At 34.4% G+C, this 23,197-nt stretch carries 28 protein-coding genes, 1 tRNA gene and 2 pseudogenes; 14 read left to right on the top strand and 17 right to left on the bottom strand.

Features of this window, described 5'->3' with window-relative positions; all coding sequences use genetic code 11:
• Positions 1–96: 96 nt before the first annotated feature.
• The 7 genes from ACFELZ_RS04070 to ACFELZ_RS04040 form a co-directional block, all read right to left on the bottom strand.
• Complete coding sequence (locus ACFELZ_RS04070) at positions 97–2,112, bottom strand: type IV secretory system conjugative DNA transfer family protein (RefSeq protein ID WP_375316562.1); 2,016 nt, start codon at positions 2,110–2,112, stop codon at positions 97–99.
• Positions 2,113–2,142: 30 nt separating this feature from the next.
• A complete protein-coding gene (gene virB11 / locus ACFELZ_RS04065; protein ID WP_375316561.1) occupies positions 2,143–3,135 on the bottom strand; it encodes a P-type DNA transfer ATPase VirB11 in 993 nt (330 codons plus the stop codon).
• A gap of 1 nt (position 3,136) precedes the next feature.
• Complete coding sequence (locus ACFELZ_RS04060; protein WP_375316560.1) at positions 3,137–4,633, bottom strand: TrbI/VirB10 family protein; 1,497 nt, start codon at positions 4,631–4,633, stop codon at positions 3,137–3,139.
• Between the two features lie 16 nt (positions 4,634–4,649).
• Complete coding sequence (virB9, locus tag ACFELZ_RS04055) at positions 4,650–5,450, bottom strand: P-type conjugative transfer protein VirB9 (protein WP_250295789.1); 801 nt, start codon at positions 5,448–5,450, stop codon at positions 4,650–4,652.
• Positions 5,437–6,117, bottom strand: coding sequence for a virB8 family protein (locus tag ACFELZ_RS04050; protein ID WP_375316559.1), 681 nt, complete (start codon positions 6,115–6,117; stop codon positions 5,437–5,439). The genes virB9 and ACFELZ_RS04050 overlap by 14 nt, the downstream gene beginning before the upstream one ends.
• A 72-nt stretch (positions 6,118–6,189) precedes the next feature.
• A complete protein-coding gene (locus tag ACFELZ_RS04045) occupies positions 6,190–7,272 on the bottom strand; it encodes a GTP cyclohydrolase II (RefSeq protein WP_375316558.1) in 1,083 nt (360 codons plus the stop codon).
• A 31-nt stretch (positions 7,273–7,303) separates the two neighbouring features.
• Positions 7,304–7,391: transfer RNA gene (locus tag ACFELZ_RS04040), tRNA-Leu, on the bottom strand.
• A 190-nt stretch (positions 7,392–7,581) separates the two neighbouring features.
• Here ACFELZ_RS04040 and ACFELZ_RS04035 point away from each other — a divergent pair.
• Positions 7,582–8,847, top strand: coding sequence for a metallophosphoesterase family protein (locus ACFELZ_RS04035; RefSeq protein WP_375316557.1), 1,266 nt, complete (start codon positions 7,582–7,584; stop codon positions 8,845–8,847).
• A 27-nt stretch (positions 8,848–8,874) separates the two neighbouring features.
• On the opposite strand, the gene dnaA is transcribed toward ACFELZ_RS04035, so the two are convergent.
• Positions 8,875–10,257 carry a chromosomal replication initiator protein DnaA gene (dnaA, locus tag ACFELZ_RS04030; protein ID WP_375316655.1) on the bottom strand — a complete coding sequence of 461 codons (1,383 nt, stop codon included), beginning with the start codon at positions 10,255–10,257 and terminating at the stop codon, positions 8,875–8,877.
• Positions 10,258–10,583: 326 nt separating this feature from the next.
• Between dnaA and ACFELZ_RS04025 the strand changes: the two genes are divergently transcribed.
• On the top strand, positions 10,584–11,321 hold the full coding sequence (locus ACFELZ_RS04025; protein WP_375316556.1) for a glutamine synthetase: 738 nt from the start codon (positions 10,584–10,586) through the stop codon (positions 11,319–11,321).
• Between the two features lie 146 nt (positions 11,322–11,467).
• Here the strand turns inward: ACFELZ_RS04025 and ACFELZ_RS04020 are convergent, their stop codons facing one another.
• On the bottom strand, positions 11,468–11,713 hold the full coding sequence (locus ACFELZ_RS04020) for a hypothetical protein (protein WP_375316555.1): 246 nt from the start codon (positions 11,711–11,713) through the stop codon (positions 11,468–11,470).
• Positions 11,682–11,921 (bottom strand): hypothetical protein, encoded by a 240-nt coding sequence (locus ACFELZ_RS04015; protein ID WP_375316554.1) that lies wholly within the window; start codon positions 11,919–11,921, stop codon positions 11,682–11,684. Before ACFELZ_RS04015 ends, ACFELZ_RS04020 begins: the two co-directional genes overlap by 32 nt.
• Positions 11,922–12,030: 109 nt before the next feature.
• On the opposite strand from ACFELZ_RS04015, the gene ACFELZ_RS04010 reads away from it, so the two are divergent.
• The 5 genes and pseudogenes from ACFELZ_RS04010 (at position 12,031) to ACFELZ_RS03990 (ending at position 14,417) form a co-directional block, all read left to right on the top strand.
• Positions 12,031–12,228, top strand: a complete 198-nt coding sequence (locus ACFELZ_RS04010; RefSeq protein WP_375315805.1) for a transposase — start codon at positions 12,031–12,033, stop codon at positions 12,226–12,228.
• A gap of 3 nt (positions 12,229–12,231) precedes the next feature.
• Entirely contained in the window at positions 12,232–12,396 is a 165-nt protein-coding gene (locus ACFELZ_RS04005; RefSeq protein WP_375315781.1) for a hypothetical protein, read from the top strand.
• Entirely contained in the window at positions 12,339–12,797 is a 459-nt protein-coding gene (locus ACFELZ_RS04000; protein ID WP_375316627.1) for a transposase, read from the top strand. Before ACFELZ_RS04005 ends, ACFELZ_RS04000 begins: the two co-directional genes overlap by 58 nt.
• 12 nt (positions 12,798–12,809) lie before the next feature.
• Positions 12,810–12,950: pseudogene (locus ACFELZ_RS03995) on the top strand (IS982 family transposase); the annotation flags it as partial.
• Between the two features lie 6 nt (positions 12,951–12,956).
• Positions 12,957–14,417 (top strand): IS4 family transposase, encoded by a 1,461-nt coding sequence (locus tag ACFELZ_RS03990; RefSeq protein ID WP_375316629.1) that lies wholly within the window; start codon positions 12,957–12,959, stop codon positions 14,415–14,417.
• A gap of 172 nt (positions 14,418–14,589) precedes the next feature.
• On the opposite strand, the gene ACFELZ_RS03985 is transcribed toward ACFELZ_RS03990, so the two are convergent.
• Positions 14,590–15,084, bottom strand: coding sequence for a Smr/MutS family protein (locus tag ACFELZ_RS03985; protein WP_375316630.1), 495 nt, complete (start codon positions 15,082–15,084; stop codon positions 14,590–14,592).
• A 92-nt stretch (positions 15,085–15,176) separates the two neighbouring features.
• On the opposite strand from ACFELZ_RS03985, the gene rlmB reads away from it, so the two are divergent.
• The 4 genes from rlmB (at position 15,177) to ACFELZ_RS03965 (ending at position 18,736) form a co-directional block, all read left to right on the top strand.
• Positions 15,177–15,941 (top strand): 23S rRNA (guanosine(2251)-2'-O)-methyltransferase RlmB, encoded by a 765-nt coding sequence (rlmB, locus tag ACFELZ_RS03980; protein WP_375316409.1) that lies wholly within the window; start codon positions 15,177–15,179, stop codon positions 15,939–15,941.
• Between the two features lie 80 nt (positions 15,942–16,021).
• Positions 16,022–16,735, top strand: coding sequence for a Bax inhibitor-1/YccA family protein (locus tag ACFELZ_RS03975; protein WP_375316410.1), 714 nt, complete (start codon positions 16,022–16,024; stop codon positions 16,733–16,735).
• On the top strand, positions 16,736–17,272 hold the full coding sequence (locus ACFELZ_RS03970; RefSeq protein WP_375316411.1) for a cytochrome c oxidase assembly protein: 537 nt from the start codon (positions 16,736–16,738) through the stop codon (positions 17,270–17,272).
• 486 nt (positions 17,273–17,758) lie between these two features.
• A complete protein-coding gene (locus tag ACFELZ_RS03965; protein WP_375316412.1) occupies positions 17,759–18,736 on the top strand; it encodes a quinone oxidoreductase family protein in 978 nt (325 codons plus the stop codon).
• Between the two features lie 15 nt (positions 18,737–18,751).
• Here ACFELZ_RS03965 and ACFELZ_RS03960 read toward each other — a convergent pair whose 3' ends face one another.
• Genes ACFELZ_RS03960 through ACFELZ_RS03950 form a run of 3 tightly spaced genes read right to left on the bottom strand, consistent with a single transcriptional unit; the run spans position 18,752 to position 19,518 of the window.
• Positions 18,752–19,135 (bottom strand): transposase, encoded by a 384-nt coding sequence (locus ACFELZ_RS03960; protein WP_375316621.1) that lies wholly within the window; start codon positions 19,133–19,135, stop codon positions 18,752–18,754.
• Between the two features lie 17 nt (positions 19,136–19,152).
• Positions 19,153–19,317 (bottom strand): hypothetical protein, encoded by a 165-nt coding sequence (locus ACFELZ_RS03955; RefSeq protein WP_375315781.1) that lies wholly within the window; start codon positions 19,315–19,317, stop codon positions 19,153–19,155.
• Between the two features lie 3 nt (positions 19,318–19,320).
• Positions 19,321–19,518 carry a transposase gene (locus ACFELZ_RS03950; RefSeq protein ID WP_375315805.1) on the bottom strand — a complete coding sequence of 66 codons (198 nt, stop codon included), beginning with the start codon at positions 19,516–19,518 and terminating at the stop codon, positions 19,321–19,323.
• 160 nt (positions 19,519–19,678) lie between these two features.
• On the opposite strand from ACFELZ_RS03950, the pseudogene ACFELZ_RS03945 reads away from it, so the two are divergent.
• A pseudogene (locus ACFELZ_RS03945) lies at positions 19,679–20,086 on the top strand (IS4 family transposase); the annotation flags it as partial.
• 7 nt (positions 20,087–20,093) lie between these two features.
• On the opposite strand, the gene ACFELZ_RS03940 reads toward ACFELZ_RS03945, so the two are convergent.
• Complete coding sequence (locus ACFELZ_RS03940) at positions 20,094–20,603, bottom strand: IS630 family transposase (RefSeq protein ID WP_375316654.1); 510 nt, start codon at positions 20,601–20,603, stop codon at positions 20,094–20,096.
• 19 nt (positions 20,604–20,622) lie between these two features.
• Positions 20,623–20,937, bottom strand: coding sequence for an IS630 transposase-related protein (locus ACFELZ_RS03935; RefSeq protein ID WP_375316331.1), 315 nt, complete (start codon positions 20,935–20,937; stop codon positions 20,623–20,625).
• A 232-nt stretch (positions 20,938–21,169) separates the two neighbouring features.
• Here ACFELZ_RS03935 and ACFELZ_RS03930 point away from each other — a divergent pair, with 232 nt between their 5' ends.
• Together ACFELZ_RS03930 and ACFELZ_RS03925 are read left to right on the top strand one after the other, a co-directional pair.
• The gene (locus ACFELZ_RS03930; RefSeq protein WP_375316618.1) at positions 21,170–21,739 is read left to right on the top strand and encodes an IS630 family transposase; all 570 of its coding nucleotides are present in this window, start codon (positions 21,170–21,172) and stop codon (positions 21,737–21,739) included.
• Positions 21,724–21,888 (top strand): tetratricopeptide repeat protein, encoded by a 165-nt coding sequence (locus ACFELZ_RS03925; protein ID WP_375316653.1) that lies wholly within the window; start codon positions 21,724–21,726, stop codon positions 21,886–21,888. Before ACFELZ_RS03930 ends, ACFELZ_RS03925 begins: the two co-directional genes overlap by 16 nt.
• A 38-nt stretch (positions 21,889–21,926) precedes the next feature.
• Here ACFELZ_RS03925 and odhB read toward each other — a convergent pair whose 3' ends face one another.
• Positions 21,927–23,099 carry a 2-oxoglutarate dehydrogenase complex dihydrolipoyllysine-residue succinyltransferase gene (gene odhB, locus ACFELZ_RS03920; protein WP_375316553.1) on the bottom strand — a complete coding sequence of 391 codons (1,173 nt, stop codon included), beginning with the start codon at positions 23,097–23,099 and terminating at the stop codon, positions 21,927–21,929.
• Between the last annotated feature and the right edge of the window lie 98 nt (positions 23,100–23,197).

Below are 23,197 nucleotides of genomic sequence, written 5' to 3'. Positions count from 1 at the left end.
ATCTAATACTAATTAATTAAAAATGGCTTAATATGAAAAACCTAATGATTTGCATAACTTGCACTTTTCTGAGCTAAAAATAGGCAAAGTTAACCTTTATTTTTGATCATTTTTTAATTTATCGTCAATATCCTCATCTTCAAATTCATCCTCCTCTTCTTCGTCATCAAACCCATCATCGCTCCTCTCATCATCAAACCCGTCATCATCATCTTCAAACTTATCGTCAATATCTTCATCATCAATATCTTCGTCTGCAAATTCATCTGATTCATCATACACTGCATCCTCTGTTTTAGCTTCAGCAGGATAATCAACTGAATTAGGCCCCTCAAGAGCATTATTCCCCTCGTTATTAACCTTATCTTTGCTCGCAGCAGCAGAAAGAACTTTGTTTGGGTCATATGGTTCTTGTGTAGGCACACGAGTTTGCTTGAGCAGTCTTTTTGTGAAGGTGCTATCACTATAGTACAAAATTTTCTTTGATTTAATTGGGTAAGTCGACTCTATTAAAATTATCTGATCGTCGCGTGGCAACATAATAACTTCTTGAGGCAATAGCAATGCTCTCTGTGTTTCAGAGATATGTAATGACCTTGAAGCAGGATTTAAATCTAAAAATTTAGGCTTATTCAACGATTCTTGTTGTACAGTTTTGTTTCCTATAAGTTGCGATATTAAATTAGCTGTTTCAATATTATTGGCTGCAAAAGTTATTCTGTAAGTCGAGTTTGACAAAAAGGAGTTCATTCCTGCTTCTTCGTATATTCCTTTGAGCTGCTCAGTATCTTGAACAATTAAGAATAACCTAACTCGATAACCACGAAAATATGCAATACCTGTTTGAAATTGCTCCATTTTTCCAAGTGTAGGAAACTCATCCATTAAAAACAATACGCCATAAGGCTCGTCATCCGATGGCAATTTTCTACATAAAAACTCAGTTGCCTGTTGGTAAAAAACTTGCATTAAAGGCCTGAGCCTAGTCAAATTGTCAGGAGTTAAACCAACATAAACTGTAGTTTTCTTCTTTTTAAAATCTAAAATATTAAAATCACTTGACGCAGTTGCAGTATCAATCAATGGGTTTGCCCATAATTCAAGCGATGAGTTCATAGTTGATACAACACCCGACCTTTCTTTATCAGCTTTTTGTAAAAAAGCTGCAATATTCATATATGCTACAGGGTGTATTATTTTACCCATTGTATCAAGAGCAACAGCAAGATTATAAACTACGTCATCACTACGCATCGTACGCACAACTTCACCAAAAGATTTAACTTTCTCTGGTGCAGCAAGTAAGTATAATACCACTCCAACAAATAAGCTTCTTGCTTCATTTTGCCAAAAGTCTTGTTCAGGCATGATTAGGTTAGCTATTTTCTGCACATCGTCAACCATCTGCCCAGGTTTTTTACTAATCCATTGTAATGGATTGTAACAGTGACTTATTCCATCTGGCTGCGCTGGATTCCATACGTATACTTCCTGTCCTTGTCGTTCTCGCCAACCACTTGTTATTTCATAGTTTTCTAATTTTATGTCGTGTACAATTACCGAGTCAGTCCAAAATAATAAATTAGGAATTACAAAGCCAACACCCTTACCAGAACCTGTAGGTGCAAATAACAATGCATGCTGAAACCCATCAGCAATAAAGTATCCTCTTTTATCTTTACCAAGCAATAATCCCCTTTTGCTTCTTAATCCTGCTTTTCGTATGTCTTTCTCTGATGCCCACTGCGAGTCTCCATGAAGTGATTCTTTCTTTTTAAATGGTCGCCACTCAATTATCCTTTCTCTTAAATTCCATAAGATAATCATTAAAACAACAATAGGCATTGTAGAAGATAGAATTAATTTAAATTTGAGCTCAAGGCTATATAACTCTGGGTGGTGCCAACAATATTGTATATGATCAAAAATCGTTGGCCAAAGAGCTTGAGGGAAAGGCGTCAAACTAGGATTAATTGCCTTAAAATCCACAGCATCCGGACCGTCAACTAATAGAAAGAACAATATACCAGATAGATAGAAGCAAAACTCAAGTACGCTAAAAGCTACTACACCTCCTATGAGAATATTACGTAGGTGATTTCCATTACTCATAAACTACTCTTTTTTAACTTATGTATAAATTTAAGCATTTTCGCTTGCAGATCTAGTAAATAATATCTCAGAAATGCTTCTTTTACCCCCCCCGGTTCTTTTTAGCTGAATAACAATATCAATCACATTTCTAATGTATGGTATAATTTGGTCTGGAGGAATGCCAAGATTTGCCTGCATAACCATCAATTTTATTTGCTCAAGGGCCATTGTTGGACTATCCGCATGAAGGGTTGATATTGATCCAGGGTGACCAGTATTTATCGCCCTAAGAAAACTAAAAGCTTCCGCTCCACGGAGCTCACCAACTATTATTCTGTCTGGCCTTAAACGTAAGCACGCCTCTATCAAATCTTGAGTGGTTACTTTTGCTCTGCCCTGCCCTCCTTTGGAGGCAATCAGATGCACTCTATTTGGATGATCGTTCAAAACGATTTCCCTTGCATCCTCAACAGTAATAATTCTTTCCTCATCTGGAATAGCACGCAAAGTAGCATTAGTAAAAGTAGTCTTACCAGTGGAAGTTCCACCGCTAATTATAATATTTTTCTTATTTATTACAGCGTATTCTAAAAACTCTTTTATTTTTTTTTGCCTTAACAGTAAATCCAAATGACGGTCAACTGGATTATCAGCTGCTTCTGTAACAGTTTCAGAAAAAGCCCCCATTTTTTCGTAATCATCGAGTGCTAATTGCATGCTAGAAGGCTTACGAATCGACATGACTACTTTATCAGGTTCACATGCTGGTGGAAATACTATCTGTATACGATAACCATTTGGTAATGTTGCCGAAAGTAACGGTGCTTCTTCGCTAAGTTTTTGTTCTGTAGCTTGAGCAATCAGTCTGCCAAGAGATTTCAAATGGTTAAGATCGAATACTTCTAATTTTTCACACCTTATTTCACCGCGATTTTCAATCCATACTTCCTTTGGCTTATTTATTGATACTTCATTTACGCCTTCTTCTTGAAATATGCCTTGTAATGGCTCCAAATATGTATCAAGTGCAGCATAATTCATTTCATTGATTTAATATTGCCTGTGAAGGAAATACTATATCTTGGTTAACAAATACTTTCAATGCGGTGCCTTGATCGACATAAATAGTTGGTTTTTTATCTGTATATCTGCCCACTATATCTCGCATGTCTTTAGAAAAATCATTGATTGACTTCCCGATTGCTTCATCATAAACAGATTTGCTTCTTTTCTGAGTTTGCCTCAACAGTTGACGTACATCGTCTAAAGTTATACCGATATTGTCACTAGTAATTGCATCAACTCCACTAGCTCCAGAACTTTTTATCACACTTACTATTTCTTCCTTTATTATTCTCAGTAAATCCTGATCACTTTTAGCATTCCGAATTTTTTCAATAGCCCTAAGACCCAATTTCCATTTTTCGTCTCCTACCTTCCCAACTTCAGTTTTTATAGCATCCTCCAATCTCTCAACAATAGCCCCTTTGAGAGAAGAAATATCTATTTCAGTTGCAGTAATAGACTTCACTGCATCCATGGCAGTTAGCGCATCGATAAGATTAGAGGCCTTTTGTCCTACAACAGCTGAACCAATTGAAACACCAGCAAGTGCCACTGAAGAGAATAATGCACTTACTATTTTATTATCAACTATTCCTGCTATCCCTGCTCTACCAAGCTCGTCAGTACTAAGTGATGAGATAGCAATATCTATTCCATGAGGAAGAATGACCCTACTCCAGTTTATATTTACACGAGCTCTTGCGACATTCGAGTCAAATGAATAACTGCCTATCAATCTTGAGCCTTTAGGTATTAAAACTGTATCACCAGTTTCTGCATAAACATCTCTACTCACCATAGCACGCAGCATTCCTTGCAGATCAGAGTTTATTGCAGTTTCAAGAACAGCATCAATAATTTTACCTTGAGTAACCATTAAACCAAGCTTTCCTACTCTGGTAGCTTTGCTCGATTGTGCTGAAGTGTCAGATAAAATAGCATCAGCAGCCTTATTCTCTCCACCATCACCTGAAATTGTTAACATTTGTGCACTACGTCTGTCTCTAGGATAACCGCCACCCCCTATTGTAGGAAACGAGGTAGGTAAATTGCCCATAACATTACTAGAAGGAAAATTTTGCTTTGGCAAAATAGGTATATTTGACACAGGAGTTTCTTTTGGTTTCTCTTCTTCTTTTCTAATTTGTTTTATTTCTGGTATGATTGGTGGTGTAGGAAGAGGAGGTAAGGGTGGTAAGGGATCAGTTATTATTCTTTCAGGAACCATTACATTATCTGGAACTTGTTCCAACTTTCCCTTCAATTCTTGAACATTTTGCTTTGTTTCCTCTTTTTTAATAACTTCTGAACCCTCTTTATGAGAAGGACTAAAATAGAGATAATACACTCCACCAACCAGAAGCACTAAAATAATGACCATCAATGCCCTATGACCTTGATTAGAGCCAACTGTTACTACCTTGTTCTCTATTTCTGATTCATCTTCTGAATTGTTACGCCTTTCTTTATTCATATTGCATATACCACAGCTAAAGTGACCTATTTATAATTTCAACTTCACCATCTTCATAACGCATAAATAGCTTTTTATGTACTCCTTTTATTATAACATAATCATCAAATAACAGCCTTTTACAAGGTTTATCCTCCTCTTCTACAAAAATCTGAGGTATTTTATTATTATTTCTAAATTTTAAATAGGTTAAATAACCATCATCAAATAGCTCAATCGGAACTATATCCGCATTACCACCTTCATCAATATATGTATAATTGTACTTCGTATCATTTTCTTGTATTATTTTTTCTGGCTTGTCTGTAGTATATTGCATCTGAGTAGGTAAAGAAACCTCATCTAAATCAACATCAAATTCACCTTCTTCTTGAGGATAATAAAAACGTACTACGTAAGATATATCCTTTTCAGCAGAATAATCGTGACCCACTTTCTTAGCATCAGTATCTGGGTATTTATCGTAGTTTGGCCTTGAGATTAAATCAAAAATGTAATTTCTTTTTTTAGTTGTTGTAATAATCATGTTAGTGCGACTACTAACTTCAAATGGCATGATAAGCAATTTATTGTCATAAGGATTAATTTTCCAACTTGATGCATCACCAACAGCGATATTTTTAACTTTTTCTCCTTCCGCAAATTCAATATAAGAATAGTAACCCTGACTAAAAACCACCGTAAATACTTCATTAGGGCTATACACAAAAGTCTTTATTCTACTATCTACAGAAATAGGCTCATTATAATTAATGGATGCGTTTAAATTGCCACTTACAAGTAAAGCTAAAACTAATAATATCCTATACATATTCATCATCTACTCTATATGAAATAACTTGAAATCCTAATGGGTTAATATATCTTTGCTGATCATCCATTTCAAGCGATGCATATCTATATGACATAATAACTATCTTATTTTTTCTTGTGGAACTTCCATCTTTCCGTATAAATTCCACAAAAAACCTCACCTGAAGAGCATCGTTACCCAATTTTTGAATTGAGCGAATTTTAAATTCACTTTTGGTATCTGAGTACAAATTAAAAAGATCATCCATATTCTGTGATCCTACATAATTTCTAAATTCATTATACACATTAGGTGAGGAAAACAACCTCACCTTTGTATAATAGTTATAATTATAATGATATGGATCAAAAACCTCCCTTGCTTTTATATACTCTGAAATAAAATAATCGTTTAGCGCTTCATTTGCAGAATATTGTTTTACTGTGACAGGATCAACCAATTGCACTATTCCTGATTTCTTGTCAATTTCTATAACAAATGGCTCAATAGTGCTGCTTGTGCTAATTTTAAATATGACTAATATGCTGATAGAGATCGTTGCTAATAATATTAATGCAAATAAAAGTAGAATATTCCTTTGAGCAATAACTGTGCTGTAGCGGTTTGAATTCCAATCTATATCCTTATCTAAGGATTCAGTATTTTTTCCTCGCTTAAAAAACCTTAGCATTTTAGTATTCCTAAAAATCTTAACTTATGTTAATAAACATAGCAAATTAACAAAGTAGTTACAACAAAAAAGCTAAAAAACTCTTAATCTATGGCCTAGTTTACCAAACTTTGTCTCCATATATGAATCGTTATATTTATTACGTTCCACAATAAGTGGTAGACACTTTGTAACTCCTATACCACTACTTTCCAATTCTGACAATTTCCTATCATTGTTTGTAAGTAATTGGATTTTGTTAATGTTCAATTTCTTAAGCATTTTAGCTGCAACAGCAAAACTCCTTTCATCATCTTCAAAACCTAATATTCTGTTTGCATCAACAGTATCAAGATTATGTCCTCTTTGCACACTGTACGCTCTTAACTTATTAGTTAAACCAATGCCTCTTCCATCTTGCATCAAATACAATATAATACCACTTCCAGAGTCAGCTATCATTTGAATTGCTTGATGTAACTGACTTCTGCAATCGCATGATAAGCTATCTAACAAGTCACCCGTATAGCACGAAGAATGAATTCTTACTAATGGTTCGCCATCTTTATCTGGATTGCCAATGATAATTGCATGATGTTCTCTTCCACCACTTTCTGTTCTATAAGATATGATATTTACTTCTTGAGTCTGTTTTAAAAATAATGATGTTTTGCACACTTCATATACATCCTGATTTTCTTGAAAATTATTTATGAATGACGTGTCCAGTGCAATAACGTCATTTTTCTCGCACCAATTTCGCATTTCATGGTTATTCTCAAAAGTCATATCAGCCACTAACGCGTATGGCAATAATTCTGAGAACTTAAGCAAGGCAATAGCACATTCATCTATTGTCTTTGAGCATTGCAACTCTCTTATGCGATCTTCCTTTGAACAGTTTATTAAATGGAGCAGTTCATCAAAATTATTCACCAACAGACGTTTGCTGTTATGTTCTTTATTCTGAGATATGTATTTTACCTTACTTGAAGTTAAAGTAACATATACATTACTTGATATAAGCTTGTATTGATTAAATAAATCTCTTTCTAAAGCCTCAGCAGCAGCAAACAATAGGTAATTACTTTTATCATATATTACAATTGGCCGGCCGCGCCTGATTTCGCTGATAGCTCTTTCTACCTTATTGCTACTCTGATTTCCTATAAACATTTTTACCCATATTAAGCAGCTATGAAAAAACTGGTGCGGCCGAGAAGACTTGAACTTCCAAGGCCTTATGAGCCACAGCGACCTCAACGCTGCGTGTCTACCAATTCCACCACGGCCGCACTATATTCTAGTTCTTATATAATTATTTTAAATTATTTAATCATTTTAGAATTTTTCATCTAGAGTGTCAATCTGATACTAGAATAATTTAGAAATTACTTGTATGATTTGATTATGAATTTTGTGATTATAAATTTTAATCATTTAAGACAACCTTACTACTAATTTTTAACTTAGGTTTTTATACAAATGAATGTAGCTAATATCTTTATTTTTTTAGCTCTATCTCTTATAACCAGCTTTCATTCTGTCCATGCACAAATATTATACACATGGTCTCAAGTTATTCCAGAAAATAAATTAAGCATACGTGCAATTACAGACAATGACATGTGTCCCATTGTTTATGTCGATGGCGAGGAAATAGAAATGCTGAATCGCAGCTCAATTAACAATGGTGATCATAACGAAACAGTTTGTGAACTGACAGTACAAACAAGTGCCAAAAACATTAGTATTGAGGATCTACGAGTTCCTATATTACCAGAAAAGGTTAATAAAATTGCTTTTATTGGTGACACGGGTTGTAGAATAAATATGTTATTTCAGCAGGAATGTAATTCGGTAGATAGCTGGCCTTTAAAAAAAAATTTAGATTCAATCGCCCTTCATAAACCAGATTTAATTATCCATGTTGGTGATTATCATTATAGACAAACAAAATGTAGAAATACAAAAAAGTGTGGCGATATTTATGGATATAATAAAAAAGCTTGGTACGCTGATTGGTTTGAGCCTGCAAAGGATATTTCATTACAATCCCCTTTCCTTTTTGTTCGTGGAAACCATGAGAGTTGTAATAGAGCTTATGAAGGATGGTTCAGGTATCTAGATTCATACCCCTTTTCGTCTGAAAAATGTGGAAACTTCGTTTCTAGTTGGTCCTTAGATGCTGGACCGATGAAATTTTTTATCTTCGACTCTTCATCCGGTGAGGATATTTTTACAACCCAAAGCACAATTGATGCTTTTGAAAGGCAATTTGATAAATTGATACAAGATAAGCCCACGTGGTTTTTAACTCATAAACCGCTTTGGAGATCTCCAAAAAAAGAATTTTTGACATTAAAAAGCCATAGTAATCTTACACAAATTGAAGCTTTTGGAGATAAATTTCCAAGCAATGTCACTACCATAGTTTCTGGCCACATTCATACAGCCCAGATTTTATTAATGGATAATGTTCCAGACCAGATTATAGTTGGAAACGGTGGTGCATTATTACACGCTCAAGATCAAGAGCCTGTTTATCAAAATGTAGAATTTGACTATTCAAATGGTAGAAACTACTTAGCACACGAGGTTAGAAACTTTTTCGGTTTTGGCTTTGCAATACTAAACTTAGATGATCACAAATTTACCTTCTATAATCAACACAATAAGGAAATGTATTCTGCGAAGCTAACAGAAGATTTTAAACTTAAACGGATTAAAACCATAGTCGATTCATTTTAGGACTTGTTATTAGCTATTTTAACAACGCTACTTAAACATTTTTTTTAATCGATTGATTTCATCAGCAAATTTTGAGTCGGTCTTTATAAAATTTTCTACTTGTTTTACTGCATGTATAACGGTAGCATGGTCTCTGCCACCAAAGTTTCTCCCAATATCTGGTAGGCTTTTTTGCGTAAATTTTTTGGCAAAATACATAGCTATTTGTCTTGGCCTTGCAAGACTGCGAAGCCTTCTATTGGATTGCATATCTGCAACCTTTATATTGAAAAATTCAGCTACTTTTTTTTGTATTTCTTCTATTGTGATTGACCTATGATTTGACCTAAGAAGATCGATTAGGGTTTCACTAGCTGATTCTACCGTCATACTTCTTCCAATTAATGAGGTATGGGTAACCTTATTTAATGCTCCTTCTAATTCTCTTATATTAGATTTTATGTTCCTTGCTAAAAACTCTAGGACATCTTTCGGAACATACATATTCATCTGCTCCACTTTTGCCTGCAATATACCAAGCCTTAATTCAAAAGTTGTTTTATTAATATCTGCCACCAACCCCCAACCGAGTCGTGATCTTATTCTTTCTTCTACTCCATCAAGATCACTAGGAGACCTATCAGCTGATATAACCAATTGCTTATTTTGGTCTATCAATGCATTGAAAGTGTGAAAAAATTCTTCTTGTGTACTATCTTTACCACTGATAAATTGCACATCATCTACCATCAATACATCTACTGATCTAAATTGCTCTTTAAATAACATAATATCTTTGCTTCGCAGCGCTGTAATATATTGGTACATGAATTTCTCTGCTGATAAATATACTACTTTTCTTTTTTCTGATGGGGAATTGACTATGTGCCAAGCTATAGCATGCATTAGATGTGTTTTACCAAGTCCCACTCCACCATATAGAAACAAAGGATTGCTGCCTAATATTGGATCTATAGATTCTGCCACACGCTTTGCCGCCGTAAATGCTAATTCATTTGGCTTTCCCACTACAAAATTATCAAAGGTGAACCTTGGATCCAGCGGCGAACCAAGATTATGATTACTTTCCTCTCTGTTTTTTAGTATAACATTAAAATTTGAATTCCTTTCCTCAATTACTTGAATATCAATAGAACGTATGCTTTTATCTTCGCTTTGCCATAATGATAATATTTTTTTCATGTAATGAACTGTAATCCACTCTTTTATAAACCTTGTTGACACGGATAAAAGAACTTCCCCATTTCTGCTACTGACAAATTTTAGCGAACTCAGCCAGCTGTTATATGTTGCTTCTCCATAAAGATTATAAAGACAATTTTGGATTTTTTCCCAAGTAACATTGTGATCCTTTACTGTAATAATCTGATCAAAAAACATAGTAGAAACCTTAGGGCTAGTTAAGTTCATATACCACACCAAGAAAAAAGCAACAATTAGAAAAATATAAGATAATCAATAGCTTACTGCAAAATGAAAAGCTAATACTACTTAATACATACTAAAAATTATGGTGATTTTTTGATGGGTTGTAAAGGGTATAAAAACACTAAAATTGATCATTTTTATTTCAAAAAAATGAAAAATTTGTAAATGTCGCTTGTATCGAGGATTAGAAGCATGCTATTAAAAATAGTAATACATTATGTATAAATAAGATGTTAAATTTACTGGCAAATAAGTAAAGTATTCATATAAATATAGCTAACCTAATATAGATTTACTGAAGCAAATTTATGATTATATTAAGTAATTTGAGTTGTCATGCTGTATTCGGTATTGAACTAGAGTTTTACATTGAAGGAATAGAAAAAGAATATTTATTTCTGAGTAGCATCAAAAATAAAATAGCATCTCTTGAATTTTCTTGCGAGAAGGAGAATTCTACACATCAATATGAGATAAAAAGTGGTTGTTATACGAACTCCGACAATTTAATTAAGCATTTTGAGTTAGCGAAACAATTACTTACTGAAACAGTACAAAAACTAGGCGGGAATGTTTCTTTTAAAGCAAAGCCCTATTTGGATAGAGCAGGCAGTGCATTAAATGTGCATGTTAATTTAGTGAATTCAAATAACGATAACTTATTTTATATCAATGAGCAAAAGTATAGTGATTATTTGATTCATAGTATTGGTGGATTATGTGCAATGATGAAAAAACATATGTTGTTCTTTGCTCCAAATGATGATTCATATTTAAGATTTCAGTACCCGGATATTCATACTCCAACTACAATTAGTTGGGGAGTAAATAACAGAACTGCTGCGATAAGAATTCCCTATTTTGGCAACGATTCCAAAAGATGCCGCCTAGAGCACCGTGTTCCTGGAGCAGACTGTAACCTTGAAAAAGTACTCACAGCAATAATTGAAGGTATAGTTTTTGGTATAGAGAACAAAATTGCTCCGCCAAATAGAGTGTATGGCATTGCATCTGATTCTCAATATGAGATGGAGAGTTTGATATAAACTCTAACCACGTTGGTTAACAATATCTTCCATAGTTAGCCGCTCTGGCATTCTCATTGAGTTATCACTGAAAAAAGTCCTCGGAGCCTTGGTAGGTTCTTTGATTTCTTGGTAACATCCATTCATATGCATAGGAGGGGATCGCATTAAATCCATATAGTTCGTTGCGTATTTAGTCTGACTTGTATCATCAGCCCCAGCAAGTGAGTTATCGTCAAGGTCCATATGTTTAGGTAATCCATTTTTATTTCTTCTTGTGCTCTTTTATTTTTTAATTCTTCTTCTAGCTCAGCTTCAGTTCTTTCTGGTTCTTTTGCAGATATTTCTTTATCTTTTCCTTCATCAACACTGCTATACCCTTTAATCTTCTGAAACTTTATCTTCTGAAACACCAGTAATTTCATCAGGCTGTTCTTTTTTAGTTCTTATTTTATGAATCAGCGAAAGTAATAAGTAAGTAACCACAGCAGCAGAAATGATAATGGCTATCTTTGCGGCAATGTGAATTGCTGTTAAAAATATTAAAGCTGATAAAGCTCCAGCTAACCCAGATGTAATAACTTTATTCTTGCCTTTTGTTACATTTAAAATTGCCACCATAATAACCTCTCAAATACTGTTCTAGAATTATTATACAGAAATTTTCTTAGAGCCTGTCTTCAAACTAAGTAGAAAGGAGTTAAGAAGTGTGTTATAAGATATATTTTAAATGTACCCAAGCGATATAAGTGACAAAGAATGGAAGATAATAGAGCTATATTTTGAACCTAAAAAGACCGGTAGACCAAGAAAACATAGTATTAGAACAATTATTAACGCAATCCGCTATATGATGAGAACAGGATGTCAATGGAGACAACTGCCTAAAGATTTTCCACCATGGAAAACAGTGTATAGTTGTAATTAGCGATTGAAAAAAAGTGGAATATGGCAAGAGATTCATGATTTTCTAGTTAAAAAAGTAAGAGAGATAATTGGTAAGAATGAAACTCCATCAGTGGGAATAATAGATAGCCAATCAGTAAAAACTACTCAAAAAGGGGATCCAGAGGATATGATGCTGGCAAGAAAGTAAAGGGTAGAAAGCGCCACATCGTTGTAGATACTGTAGGTCTTGTAATTGCTGCTGAAGTACAAAGTGCAAGCATTCAGGATCTTGATGGTGCACTAAATCTTTTTGTTCAAGCCAAATGCAAAGCTCCAACATTACATAAGTTTTTTGCTGATCAAGGATACACAGGTAAATTGCAAAACCTCTGCTTATTGGAAACTGGATGTTTATTGACGATTACCAAGAAAATAGTTGATACAGGATTTCAGGTTATTCCCAAACGTTGGATTGTTGAGAGAACCTTTGCTTGGCTCTCCAATTTTAGACGTATGAGTAAGGATTATGAGCATTCTCCTCTCACTTCAAAAAATAACATCTTCTTTAATATGATCACTATTATGCTTCACAAATTAGCTCATTCTTGAGTTTGAAGACAGGCTCTAAAAAATAGACTAGAAATTGAACACACTCGCCATAGATCCCCTGTTAATTTTTTGGTTCATATCTTTTCTACTCTCATTTCCTATTCCATCAAATCCATAAAGCCTTCTATTTCCTATACTTTCTTCCTCCCTTAATCCAGAATTCGCGTTATAAATACCTCAACTGGCGAATGGGCAGAAAGTGAATTTGGAATTGTTAATTTTGGTGATATAAGATTAAGTAAAAGGCTTCTAAAAATAGTTAATAGTTTTGCTGAATCGCCTGAGTGTTCAATAAATCAAGCTTGTGAAGATTGGCATCAAAGTAAAGCAGCTTATAGATTTTTCCAAAAAGATGCCATTTCTGAAAGAAAGATATTAGACAGTCATATAATTAAAAATATTGAAAGAGCTAAAGAATACTCAACTATCTTAGCTATCCAGGACACGAGTTATATTTCATATAAAAATCATAAAAAGACCGAAGGATTAGGGATTATAGCAGCAAGATTAACATCTAAAACAACTAATTTTAAAACCCATGGATTAGTGATGCATACAACGTTTGCAGTTACAACAGAAGGACTACCTATAGGATTATTGGATCAAAAAATTAGTACTAGACCTCCCTTAGCTGAAGACCTAAAGGAGTTGAAAAGAAGAAGCCATAATACTGCTCTTCCCATAGAAGAGAAAGAAAGCATACGGTGGATAGCATCACTTAAAGACTCTACTAAACATCCTGGATTAAAGGATGTTAAGGTAGTTACCGTTTGTGATAGAGAAGCAGATATTTATGATTTATTTGAAGTTGCTTCCACTAATCAATCTCTTTTTGTAGTAAGAGGAAATCAAAACAGAACAGTAAACAAGAAGTCGACTTATTCTGAAAAAGGTGGTGAAAGATTGTGGGATTTGATGAATCGCATGTCTTGCCAAGGAGAAATACAAGTGAGTATTCCTGCTTGCGATAACAAACCTCAAAGAACAACAGTTTTAGAAGTAAAGTTTAGTAACTTTGTGATGAATGCATCAAAAAACAACGCTAGACGTAAAACGCAAAAACTTCCTAATTTAAATTTAAATGCTGTCTATGTTATAGAAAAATATCCCCCATTTGGCGAAGAGCCCATGAACTGGATTTTGTTAACAAATATAAATATTAATAATTTTGAAGAAGCAGTAGAAAAAATACAATGGTATTGCTTAAGATGGAGAATAGAGGTTTTTCATAAAATTTTGAAATCCGGTCTTAAAGTTGAAGAATGTAGGCTCCAAACAGCAGATAGATTGATCCGCTTTCTTACAATTATGAGTATAATTGCATGGAGAATATTTTTTATCACATTGGTAGCTAGAACAAATCCGAATCTTTCTTGCACTGTCATACTGACTGATGACGAATGGAAGGTTTTATATACCAAAATGCTTAAGACAAAAAACTATCCTGAGACTCCACCACCTATAAGAGAAATTGTGAGGTGGGTGGCCAAGTTAGGAGGGTTTTTAGCTCGCAAAAATGACTTAGAACCAGGCCCTATAGCTTTGTGGAAGGGATGGAAACGTCTCTTTGATTTAGCAGAAGGATGGAGACTTGCTCATTCATTCTATACTTGTGGGTAATAGTAAGCATGATAAGGGGGCTGGCGGAGTTTGTCAAGCAAGTTTTTTCGTTTCTGCGGGCTACTTGAATAACGGCTACAATGTTTGTACAATTGTGCGTAACGCGCTGCCGAACACTGGTTTTTATATGGCTATATAAGAAAAATTAAGGCTTAAAAGGAAACTTAAGCAGCTAATAGGGCCTAAGCCTTTTTAATAAAACATAAAAAGCCCCTTTACCACCATGTTTTTTCGTAGCTTGCTGGTAGTATAGAACCATATGCTGGATTTTAGTATCATTTAACCACTTATTTAAGTTATTCTTTATAGTGTCTGTTTTATTTGTTGCACTGCCGTATCCCGTAATTACCAATAAACATCTATTTCCTGCTCGATAATTTTTGATAATAAAATCTATCAATTTACAGTAAGCATCCTCTATACTATAGCCGTGCAAATCGAGCTTATCGCTTATAAAATATTTACCCCTATCAACTTTTAATTTTGTGTTTTGGTCAAGACAAAATGATGAGTTACCATTATTGGTATTAAGAAAATTCCTTTGTAAGTCGGAGGTACCTTTATCAACCATAGACTTTATATTTACTTTATGATCAACTTTCAAAGTAACTTTTCCACATTCTATTGGCTTAACATTTTTTTGCCAATCCAACTCATCGTCTGACATAAACGCATTAATCGAATTGTATAATTTTACAACAATATCCAAACATAGTAAAATGTTGCTTATTCTATAAAAACCCGATTTTCGATAATACGATGAAATCGTCAAAAACTAATGAGAATTTTTGGCTGTATGGAAAGCACACCTGCATGTCAGCACTGAAGAATAAAAATAGGCGGTGTATAGAACTGTTAGTAACAGAAAATTTCTATAGAGAACATGAAAAAGAAATTAGGCAATGTGTAAATAGTAAGGGCATTAAAGTTCGATTAGTAGAAAACAAAATACTTAATGACGTTTTATCTAAAGGTGCTAACCATCAAGGAATTGCTTTAAATGTTGCCCCTATTCTTTATAACTTAAGCATCGAAGAAGTAGCTGAAAGCTCAAACGACAGCTCTACTATAGTCATTTTAGATCAAGTCACTGACACGCACAATATTGGATCAATTTTAAGAACTTCAGCTTGTTTTAATGTCAACGCATTGGTTTTACCACATAATCATTCACCTGGCGAAAATGCATCTATTGCAAAAGCAGCAAGTGGAGCATTGGATATTGTTCCGCTAATGTACGTTACAAATATAGTAAAAACTATGCAGTATTTAAAAAAGGTCGGCTACTGGTGTTACGGGTTTAATTGCAATGCTAAAGAAAATATAGATGAAATAAAGAGCTTTGAGAAAAAAAGAGTAATTATTTTTGGTTCTGAAGAGAAAGGAATGCGGAGGTTAGTTAAAGAAAATTGTGATTATCTTTTAAAAATACCAATGTCAAATGCAATTAACAGTTTAAATGTTTCAAATGCAGCAGCAATAGGCCTATATTCTATTTATATTAAAACAAATGCCAGCGCATAGCTGTTTATAATAAAAATACTTGATAAAAATGTGGTTTTATATTATAATGCGTTAAATAATGGACAAAAGGAGTTATATTTATGTCTTACATGAGAAATGAACAGGATATCCGCTCTCAGGGCGTTTATTATAGCGCTGGACTCAGAAGTTACCTAACTAAAGTATATAACTACATGGCTTTAGCTTTAGGCGTTACAGGGCTTGTTGCGTTTCTAACGGTATTTTCTGGTCTTTTTCAGGTAATTCATTCTAATCCTGTTCTGTCGCTTGTGATAATATTCTCTCCAGCTGCATTGGTGATCTATATGCGGTATAGAATTCAACACCTAAGTGCTCAGTCTGCCGTTACTATATTTTCCTCGTTCTCAGTGTTAATGGGGCTTTCCTTATCTTATATTTTTATAGTTTATACTGCAGAAAATATAGCAAGAGCGTTTTTCATTACATCAATTATGTTTGGCTCTATGGCTTTATATGGTAATACCACAAAAAGAGATCTTACAAGTATGGGCTCTTTCTTGATTATGGGAGTCTTGGGGATAATTATAGCATCCATAGTAAATTTATTCCTTGGAAGTAGTCCTCTCTACTTTGCAATATCGTTCATATCAGTAATAGTCTTTACCTTAATGACTGCGTATGATGCTCAAAGAATCAAGGACGTTTATTATAAATATAACGACGGATCAGAAGTCGCTACTACTAAATTGGCAATACTGGGTGCAACTGATCTTTATTTTAACTTTATTAACATATTTCTCAATCTACTCAGGTTACTTAATAACAGGGACTAAATGTTCTCCTTTTTAAGGAAGAATAACAAGAATTCTATAGTTTTCTTTTTAGTATCTTTAGTTGTGTCGATGATATGTCTTACATATGCATCTGTGCCACTATACAGTATTTTTTGTAAAGCTACCGGATATGGTGGCACAACAAGAAAAGTAACTAATGCAACAATAAGTGCAACTGGCCAAAAAATCAGGGTCCACTTCAATGCTGATATAATGTCCGATCTACCTTGGGAATTTAAATCAGAAACTAACTACGTTGACGTAAACATAGGAGAACAAAGTTTAGCATTTTATTACGCAAAAAATCTATCTGATCATCCTTCATTTGGTATGGCAGTATATAACGTTACGCCTTTCAAAGCAGGTAAGTATTTTAATAAAGTTGCATGCTTTTGTTTTGAAGAACAAATGTTGCTACCAAAACAAAAAGCAGCTATGCCCGTATCTTTCTATATAGATCCTGAGATAATGCTTGATAGTAATACAAAAGATTTAAGTGAAATAACGCTATCATACACGTTTTTTAAGCTTAAGTAACAGAATGTTTGCAAACCATACGCGTCAAGTTAAGGCCCAATATAGCACCATTTAAAGTGGGTATCTTGTTTGTTACATTTATTTTTTGGGAAATTTTGATCTAAAATAAGATAATTCTTTTAGAAGAGTCTATAAATTACTAGCTTTATTACTTAATATCTAAAATAATCTTTACCACTTTTCTTTTTCCTTATGCTACTTTCCCTTAACTTGACGCGTATGGTTTGCAAACCATGTCATTTCAAGTAATCAATAGGGTGTCATCCGAGTAGCTGACACTGGGATCCAGAAAAAATGTATAGCTCATACAGATAAGGTTGACTTTTTGCCATCTTATGACTTGATTATATAAAAAAATCTGGATTCCAGCGTCACGCGCTGGAATGACAGGAGGTAATGCAAGAAGTCTATTGATTGTGAAAACAATAACTTTGCAAAATATTAATTGTTAGATAACATAATTAAAGTTTTTATCTCACATTCATCATGGTTAGAGCTATACAAATAAAAAAAACTGGGGGACCAGAAGTATTAGAATTTGTAGATAAGAATATAGGTGAGCCAAAAGGCGAGGAAGTCTTAATACGTCATACAACTATCGGCTTAAATCGTTATGATTTAGAGCACAGAAAAGGTACACGCAAAATTAAAAATTTACCATCGGTGCTTGGAGTGGAAGCAGTTGGGGTTATTGAAAAACTTGGTAAAAAAATCAGTGATGGATTCAAAGTTGGAGACAGAGTTGGATATTGCACAGCTCCTCCAGGGGCATGTTGTGAAAAGCGCATTATACACCAGAAATATCTGATAAAAATTCCAGATGACATATCTGACGAAGTTGCTGCTGCAGTGCTGTTTAAAGGTATGACAGCTCACTATTTAGTTAATCAATCTTATAAAGTTAGGCCTGGTGCTTTCGTGCTAGTTCATGGGGCTAATGGTGGTTTAGGACAAATAATATGCCAATGGGCAAAGGATAAAAAAGGTGTAGTGATAGGTTCTGTAAGCTCTGATGAAAAAATGAAGATAGCTTTACAAAGTGGCTGCACATACGCAATAAACTACAATGATAAAGACTTCGTTTCTAAAGTTATGGAGATTACGCAAAACAGAGGAGTAGGTGCAGTGTATGACCCTATAGGTTACGCTACAAGCAAGCTTTCTTTTGAATCTTTAGGCAGGTTCGGCATACACGTTTCCTATGGGCAGATATCAGGTAACGCTCCTATTAGTTTTTCTTTACTTAGTTCACGTTCGTTATTTGCAACTGGAACCTCAATATACCATTATAAGCATGATAGATTCACATTAGTGCTTACCACAATGGAAATCTTCGAGATGATAAGAAAAAAACTTTTAACTGTACGGATCAATAAAAAATATAAATTTGATGAAATAATTCAAGCTCATCGCGATATGGAAAATAGAAAAGCGAGTGGGTTAAATATTATCAAAATCTCTTAGAGCCTGTCTTCAAACTCAAGAATGAGCTAATTTGTGAAGCATAATAGTGATCATATTAAAGAAGATGTTATTTTTTGAAGTGAGAGGAGAATGCTCATAATCCTTACTCATACGTCTAAAATTGGAGAGCCAAGCAAAGGTTCTCTCAACAATCCAACGTTTGGGAATAACCTGAAATCCTGTATCAACTATTTTCTTGGTAATCGTCAATAAACATCCAGTTTCCAATAAGCAGAGGTTTTGCAATTTACCTGTGTATCCTTGATCAGCAAAAAACTTATGTAATGTTGGAGCTTTGCATTTGGCTTGAACAAAAAGATTTAGTGCACCATCAAGATCCTGAATGCTTGCACTTTGTACTTCAGCAGCAATTACAAGACCTACAGTATCTACAACGATGTGGCGCTTTCTACCCTTTACTTTCTTGCCAGCATCATATCCTCTGGATCCCCTTTTTGAGTAGTTTTTACTGATTGGCTATCTATTATTCCCACTGATGGAGTTTCATTCTTACCAATTATCTCTCTTACTTTTTTAACTAGAAAATCATGAATCTCTTGCCATATTCCACTTTTTTTCAATCGCTAATTACAACTATACACTGTTTTCCATGGTGGAAAATCTTTAGGCAGTTGTCTCCATTGACATCCTGTTCTCATCATATAGCGGATTGCGTTAATAATTGTTCTAATACTATGTTTTCTTGGTCTACCGGTCTTTTTAGGTTCAAAATATAGCTCTATTATCTTCCATTCTTTGTCACTTATATCGCTTGGGTACATTTAAAATATATCTTATAACACACTTCTTAACTCCTTTCTACTTAGTTTGAAGACAGGCTCTAAGGATTATTAGCATTCTCCTCTCACTTCAAAAAACAACATCTTCTTTAATATGATCACTATTATGCTTCACAAATTAGCTCATTCTTGAGTTTGAAGACAGGCTCTAAAGGAGTTGAAAAGAAGAAGCCATAATACTGCTCTTCCCATAGAAGAGAAAGAAAGCATACGGTGGATAGCATCACTTAAAGACTCTACTAAACATCCTGGATTAAAGGATGTTAAGGTAGTTACCGTTTGTGATAGAGAAGCAGATATTTATGATTTATTTGAAGTTGCTTCCACTAATCAATCTCTTTTTGTAGTAAGAGGAAATCAAAACAGAACAGTAAACAAGAAGTCGACTTATTCTGAAAAAGGTGGTGAAAGATTGTGGGATTTGATGAATCGCATGTCTTGCCAAGGAGAAATACAAGTGAGTATTCCTGCTTGCGATAACAAACCTCAAAGAACAACAGTTTTAGAAGTAAAGTTTAGTAACTTTGTGATGAATGCATCAAAAAACAACGCTATAGCTAACCGAAGTAAGATTTCCCCGAGAGCTGAAAGACAAAATCAATAGCCGAATTAATATTGGGCCAAAAGCTTGGCAGCACTTTTCTTATGGCATGCTTAATGGCAAACCAGAACTTCTCAATCGGATTTAAATCCGGTGAGTATGGCGGCAAGAACAAAATTTTACACCCAACATTTTCTATCAAATTTTTCGTTCTTGCAGATTTATGAAAGCTTGCATTATCGAGAACAATAGTCTGTCCAGGTTTTAATATAGGAACAAGTATATTTTCTACATAAGCATCAAAAATCTCGCTGTTGCAGTAGCCCTCAATTACCCAGGAAGCTTTAACTTTTCCCTCATTTAGTGCTCCTATTATGCTTACCCTCTTTCTTTTAAACCCTGGTTTATCGGCAAATAACCTCTTGCCTTTTTGAGACCACCCATATTCATAAAATCTGTTGTCTTCTACTCCAGAGTCATCTATGAATATCAAGTTTTCTTTTTCTATTCCTTCTATTTTTTTTATGAACTCCTTGCGTTTCTCTTCATTCCTTTCCTGATAAAGAAAAGTTTTTTTTATATGTATAGTTTACTTTTTTAAGATAATTGTAGACTGTGTCTTTGCACATGTTGCCAAATTTTTCAATTATTTTTTCAACCGTAATATCTCGGTTTTCATCCAGAAATTTGACAAAGCCATCTAAGTATTTAATTTTATGACTATGTCCCTTTTGGTAGCCTGAAGACGGTTTTATACTTCCTGTTTCTTCTCTTCTTTTCCTCCACCAGTATATAGTTTTTCTATCAATTTTGAACATCTTGCTTACTTCTTCCATAGTCATTTTTTTCTCGTCAACCACTTTTAAAACTCGTTCCCTCAGGTCCTCACTATATGGCTTGCCATCATTCTACCTTAATTAAAGCAGTATTATACCTTTTTACACTCCTTTGAGGAAACCTTATTTCGGTTAGCTATAGATGGCTTTGTCAAATTTCTGGATGAAAACCGAGATATTACGGTTGAAAAAATAATTGAAAAATTTGGCAACATGTGCAAAGACACAGTCTACAATTATCTTAAAAAAGTAAACTATACATATAAAAAAAACTTTTCTTTATCAGGAAAGGAATGAAGAGAAACGCAAGGAGTTCATAAAAAAAATAGAAGGAATAGAAAAAGAAAACTTGATATTCATAGATGACTCTGGAGTAGAAGACAACAGATTTTATGAATATGGGTGGTCTCAAAAAGGCAAGAGGTTATTTGCCGATAAACCAGGGTTTAAAAGAAAGAGGGTAAGCATAATAGGAGCACTAAATGAGGGAAAAGTTAAAGCTTCCTGGGTAATTGAGGGCTACTGCAACAGCGAGATTTTTGATGCTTATGTAGAAAATATACTTGTTCCTATATTAAAACCTGGACAGACTATTGTTCTCGATAATGCAAGCTTTCATAAATCTGCAAGAACGAAAAATTTGATAGAAAATGTTGGGTGTAAAATTTTGTTCTTGCCGCCATACTCACCGGATTTAAATCCGATTGAGAAGTTCTGGTTTGCCATTAAGCATGCCATAAGAAAAGTGCTGCCAAGCTTTTGGCCCAATATTAATTCGGCTATTGATTTTGTCTTTCAGCTCTCGGGGAAATCTTACTTCGGTTAGCTATAGAATTAGGTATTGCTTATGGTGCTTTAGATGACCACGAGAAAAAAAGGGAGTTGCTTGAACGGGCTTTACCTATTTTTGAGAAGCATTATGGCCCTGATCATTCTAAAGTTGCTAAACTGCTGGCAGAGCTAGATGATATTTAGGCTTTTAGCAATACTAGATTAATAATCACTCACTTGAATCACACTTCCAAAACTAACCTATTTGGATCTTCTATATAATTTTTTATTTTAACAAGGAAAGTTACTGCTCCTTTGCCATCAACTATTCTGTGGTCGTAAGAGAGGGCAATGTACATCATAGGTCTGATCTCAATTGAATTGCCCACGGCAACTGGTCTATTTTGTATTGAATGCATTCCAAGTATTCCAGATTGTGGAGGATTTATTATCGGAGTGGAAAGGAGCGAGCCGTATACTCCACCGTTTGAGATGGTAAATGTTGCACCTTCCATTTCTGATACTTGTAATTTACCTTCGCGAGCTTTTTTGCCAAGAGCAACTAAAGTCAACTCAATTTCGGCGAATGACATCTGATCAGCATTCCGAACAACTGGTACAACAAGACCTTTATCGGTGCCAACAGCAACACCTATGTCATAGTAATGTTTATATATGATCTCATCGCCTGAGATTTCAGCGTTAATTTCAGGGATCTCTTTCAGTGCTTGCACCGCTGCCTTTATAAAAGACGACATCAAACCAAGTTTTATTCCATATTTTTTTTCAAAAGTGTCCTTATATTTTGCTCTTAGATCCATGACATTTTTCATGTCAATTTCATTGAATGTGGTCAGTATTGCAGCAGTATTTTGCGATGCCTTCAAACGAGCAGCAATTACTTGTCTTATTTTGCTCATTTTTACTCGTTCCTCTCTTTGCTCTCCACTTACTACACTTTTTGGCAATTCATATTGTTTTATTGCAGGCTGTTCTGCTTTGTTTATATGGCCTATCACATCTGCTTTTGTTATTCTATCTCCCATGCCAGTTCCTTTGACACTTTCTGCATTAATTGCATTTTCTTCCATAATTTTGCGAGCTGATGGAGCATCTTTTTTAGCAGAACTTTCGCTTTTATCTTCTTTTCTCGCTTCCTCTTTTACTTCTCCCACAGAAAGCTTCGCTAACAATTGATCAGGACTTATCACATCATCTTCCTTTACAAGAAATTCAGTTATTTGCCCTGAAGCTTCTGCAGTTAATTCGAGTGCTGTTTTGTCAGTCTCAATTTCAAAGATCAAGTCATCTACTTTTACTGCTTCTCCAATATTTTTCTTTATTTTTACTATACCTTCCGTAACTGACTCACCACCAAGAGTTTTTGGCGCTCTGATTTCTATAATTTTGCTCATAAAACAACTTCCGTATAAAACTTTCTATAGATTTATACATGAAAAGAGACATGTAATAAACTAATAAATTCATTGAGGCTCTTATCATTTAGAAGTGA

The sequence above is a fragment of the Wolbachia endosymbiont (group A) of Colletes cunicularius genome, from assembly GCF_964264715.1.
GTDB lineage: Bacteria > Pseudomonadota > Alphaproteobacteria > Rickettsiales > Anaplasmataceae > Wolbachia.
Note: the sequence above shows the minus strand (reverse complement) of the source record. Positions and strands in the feature narration are given on the sequence as shown.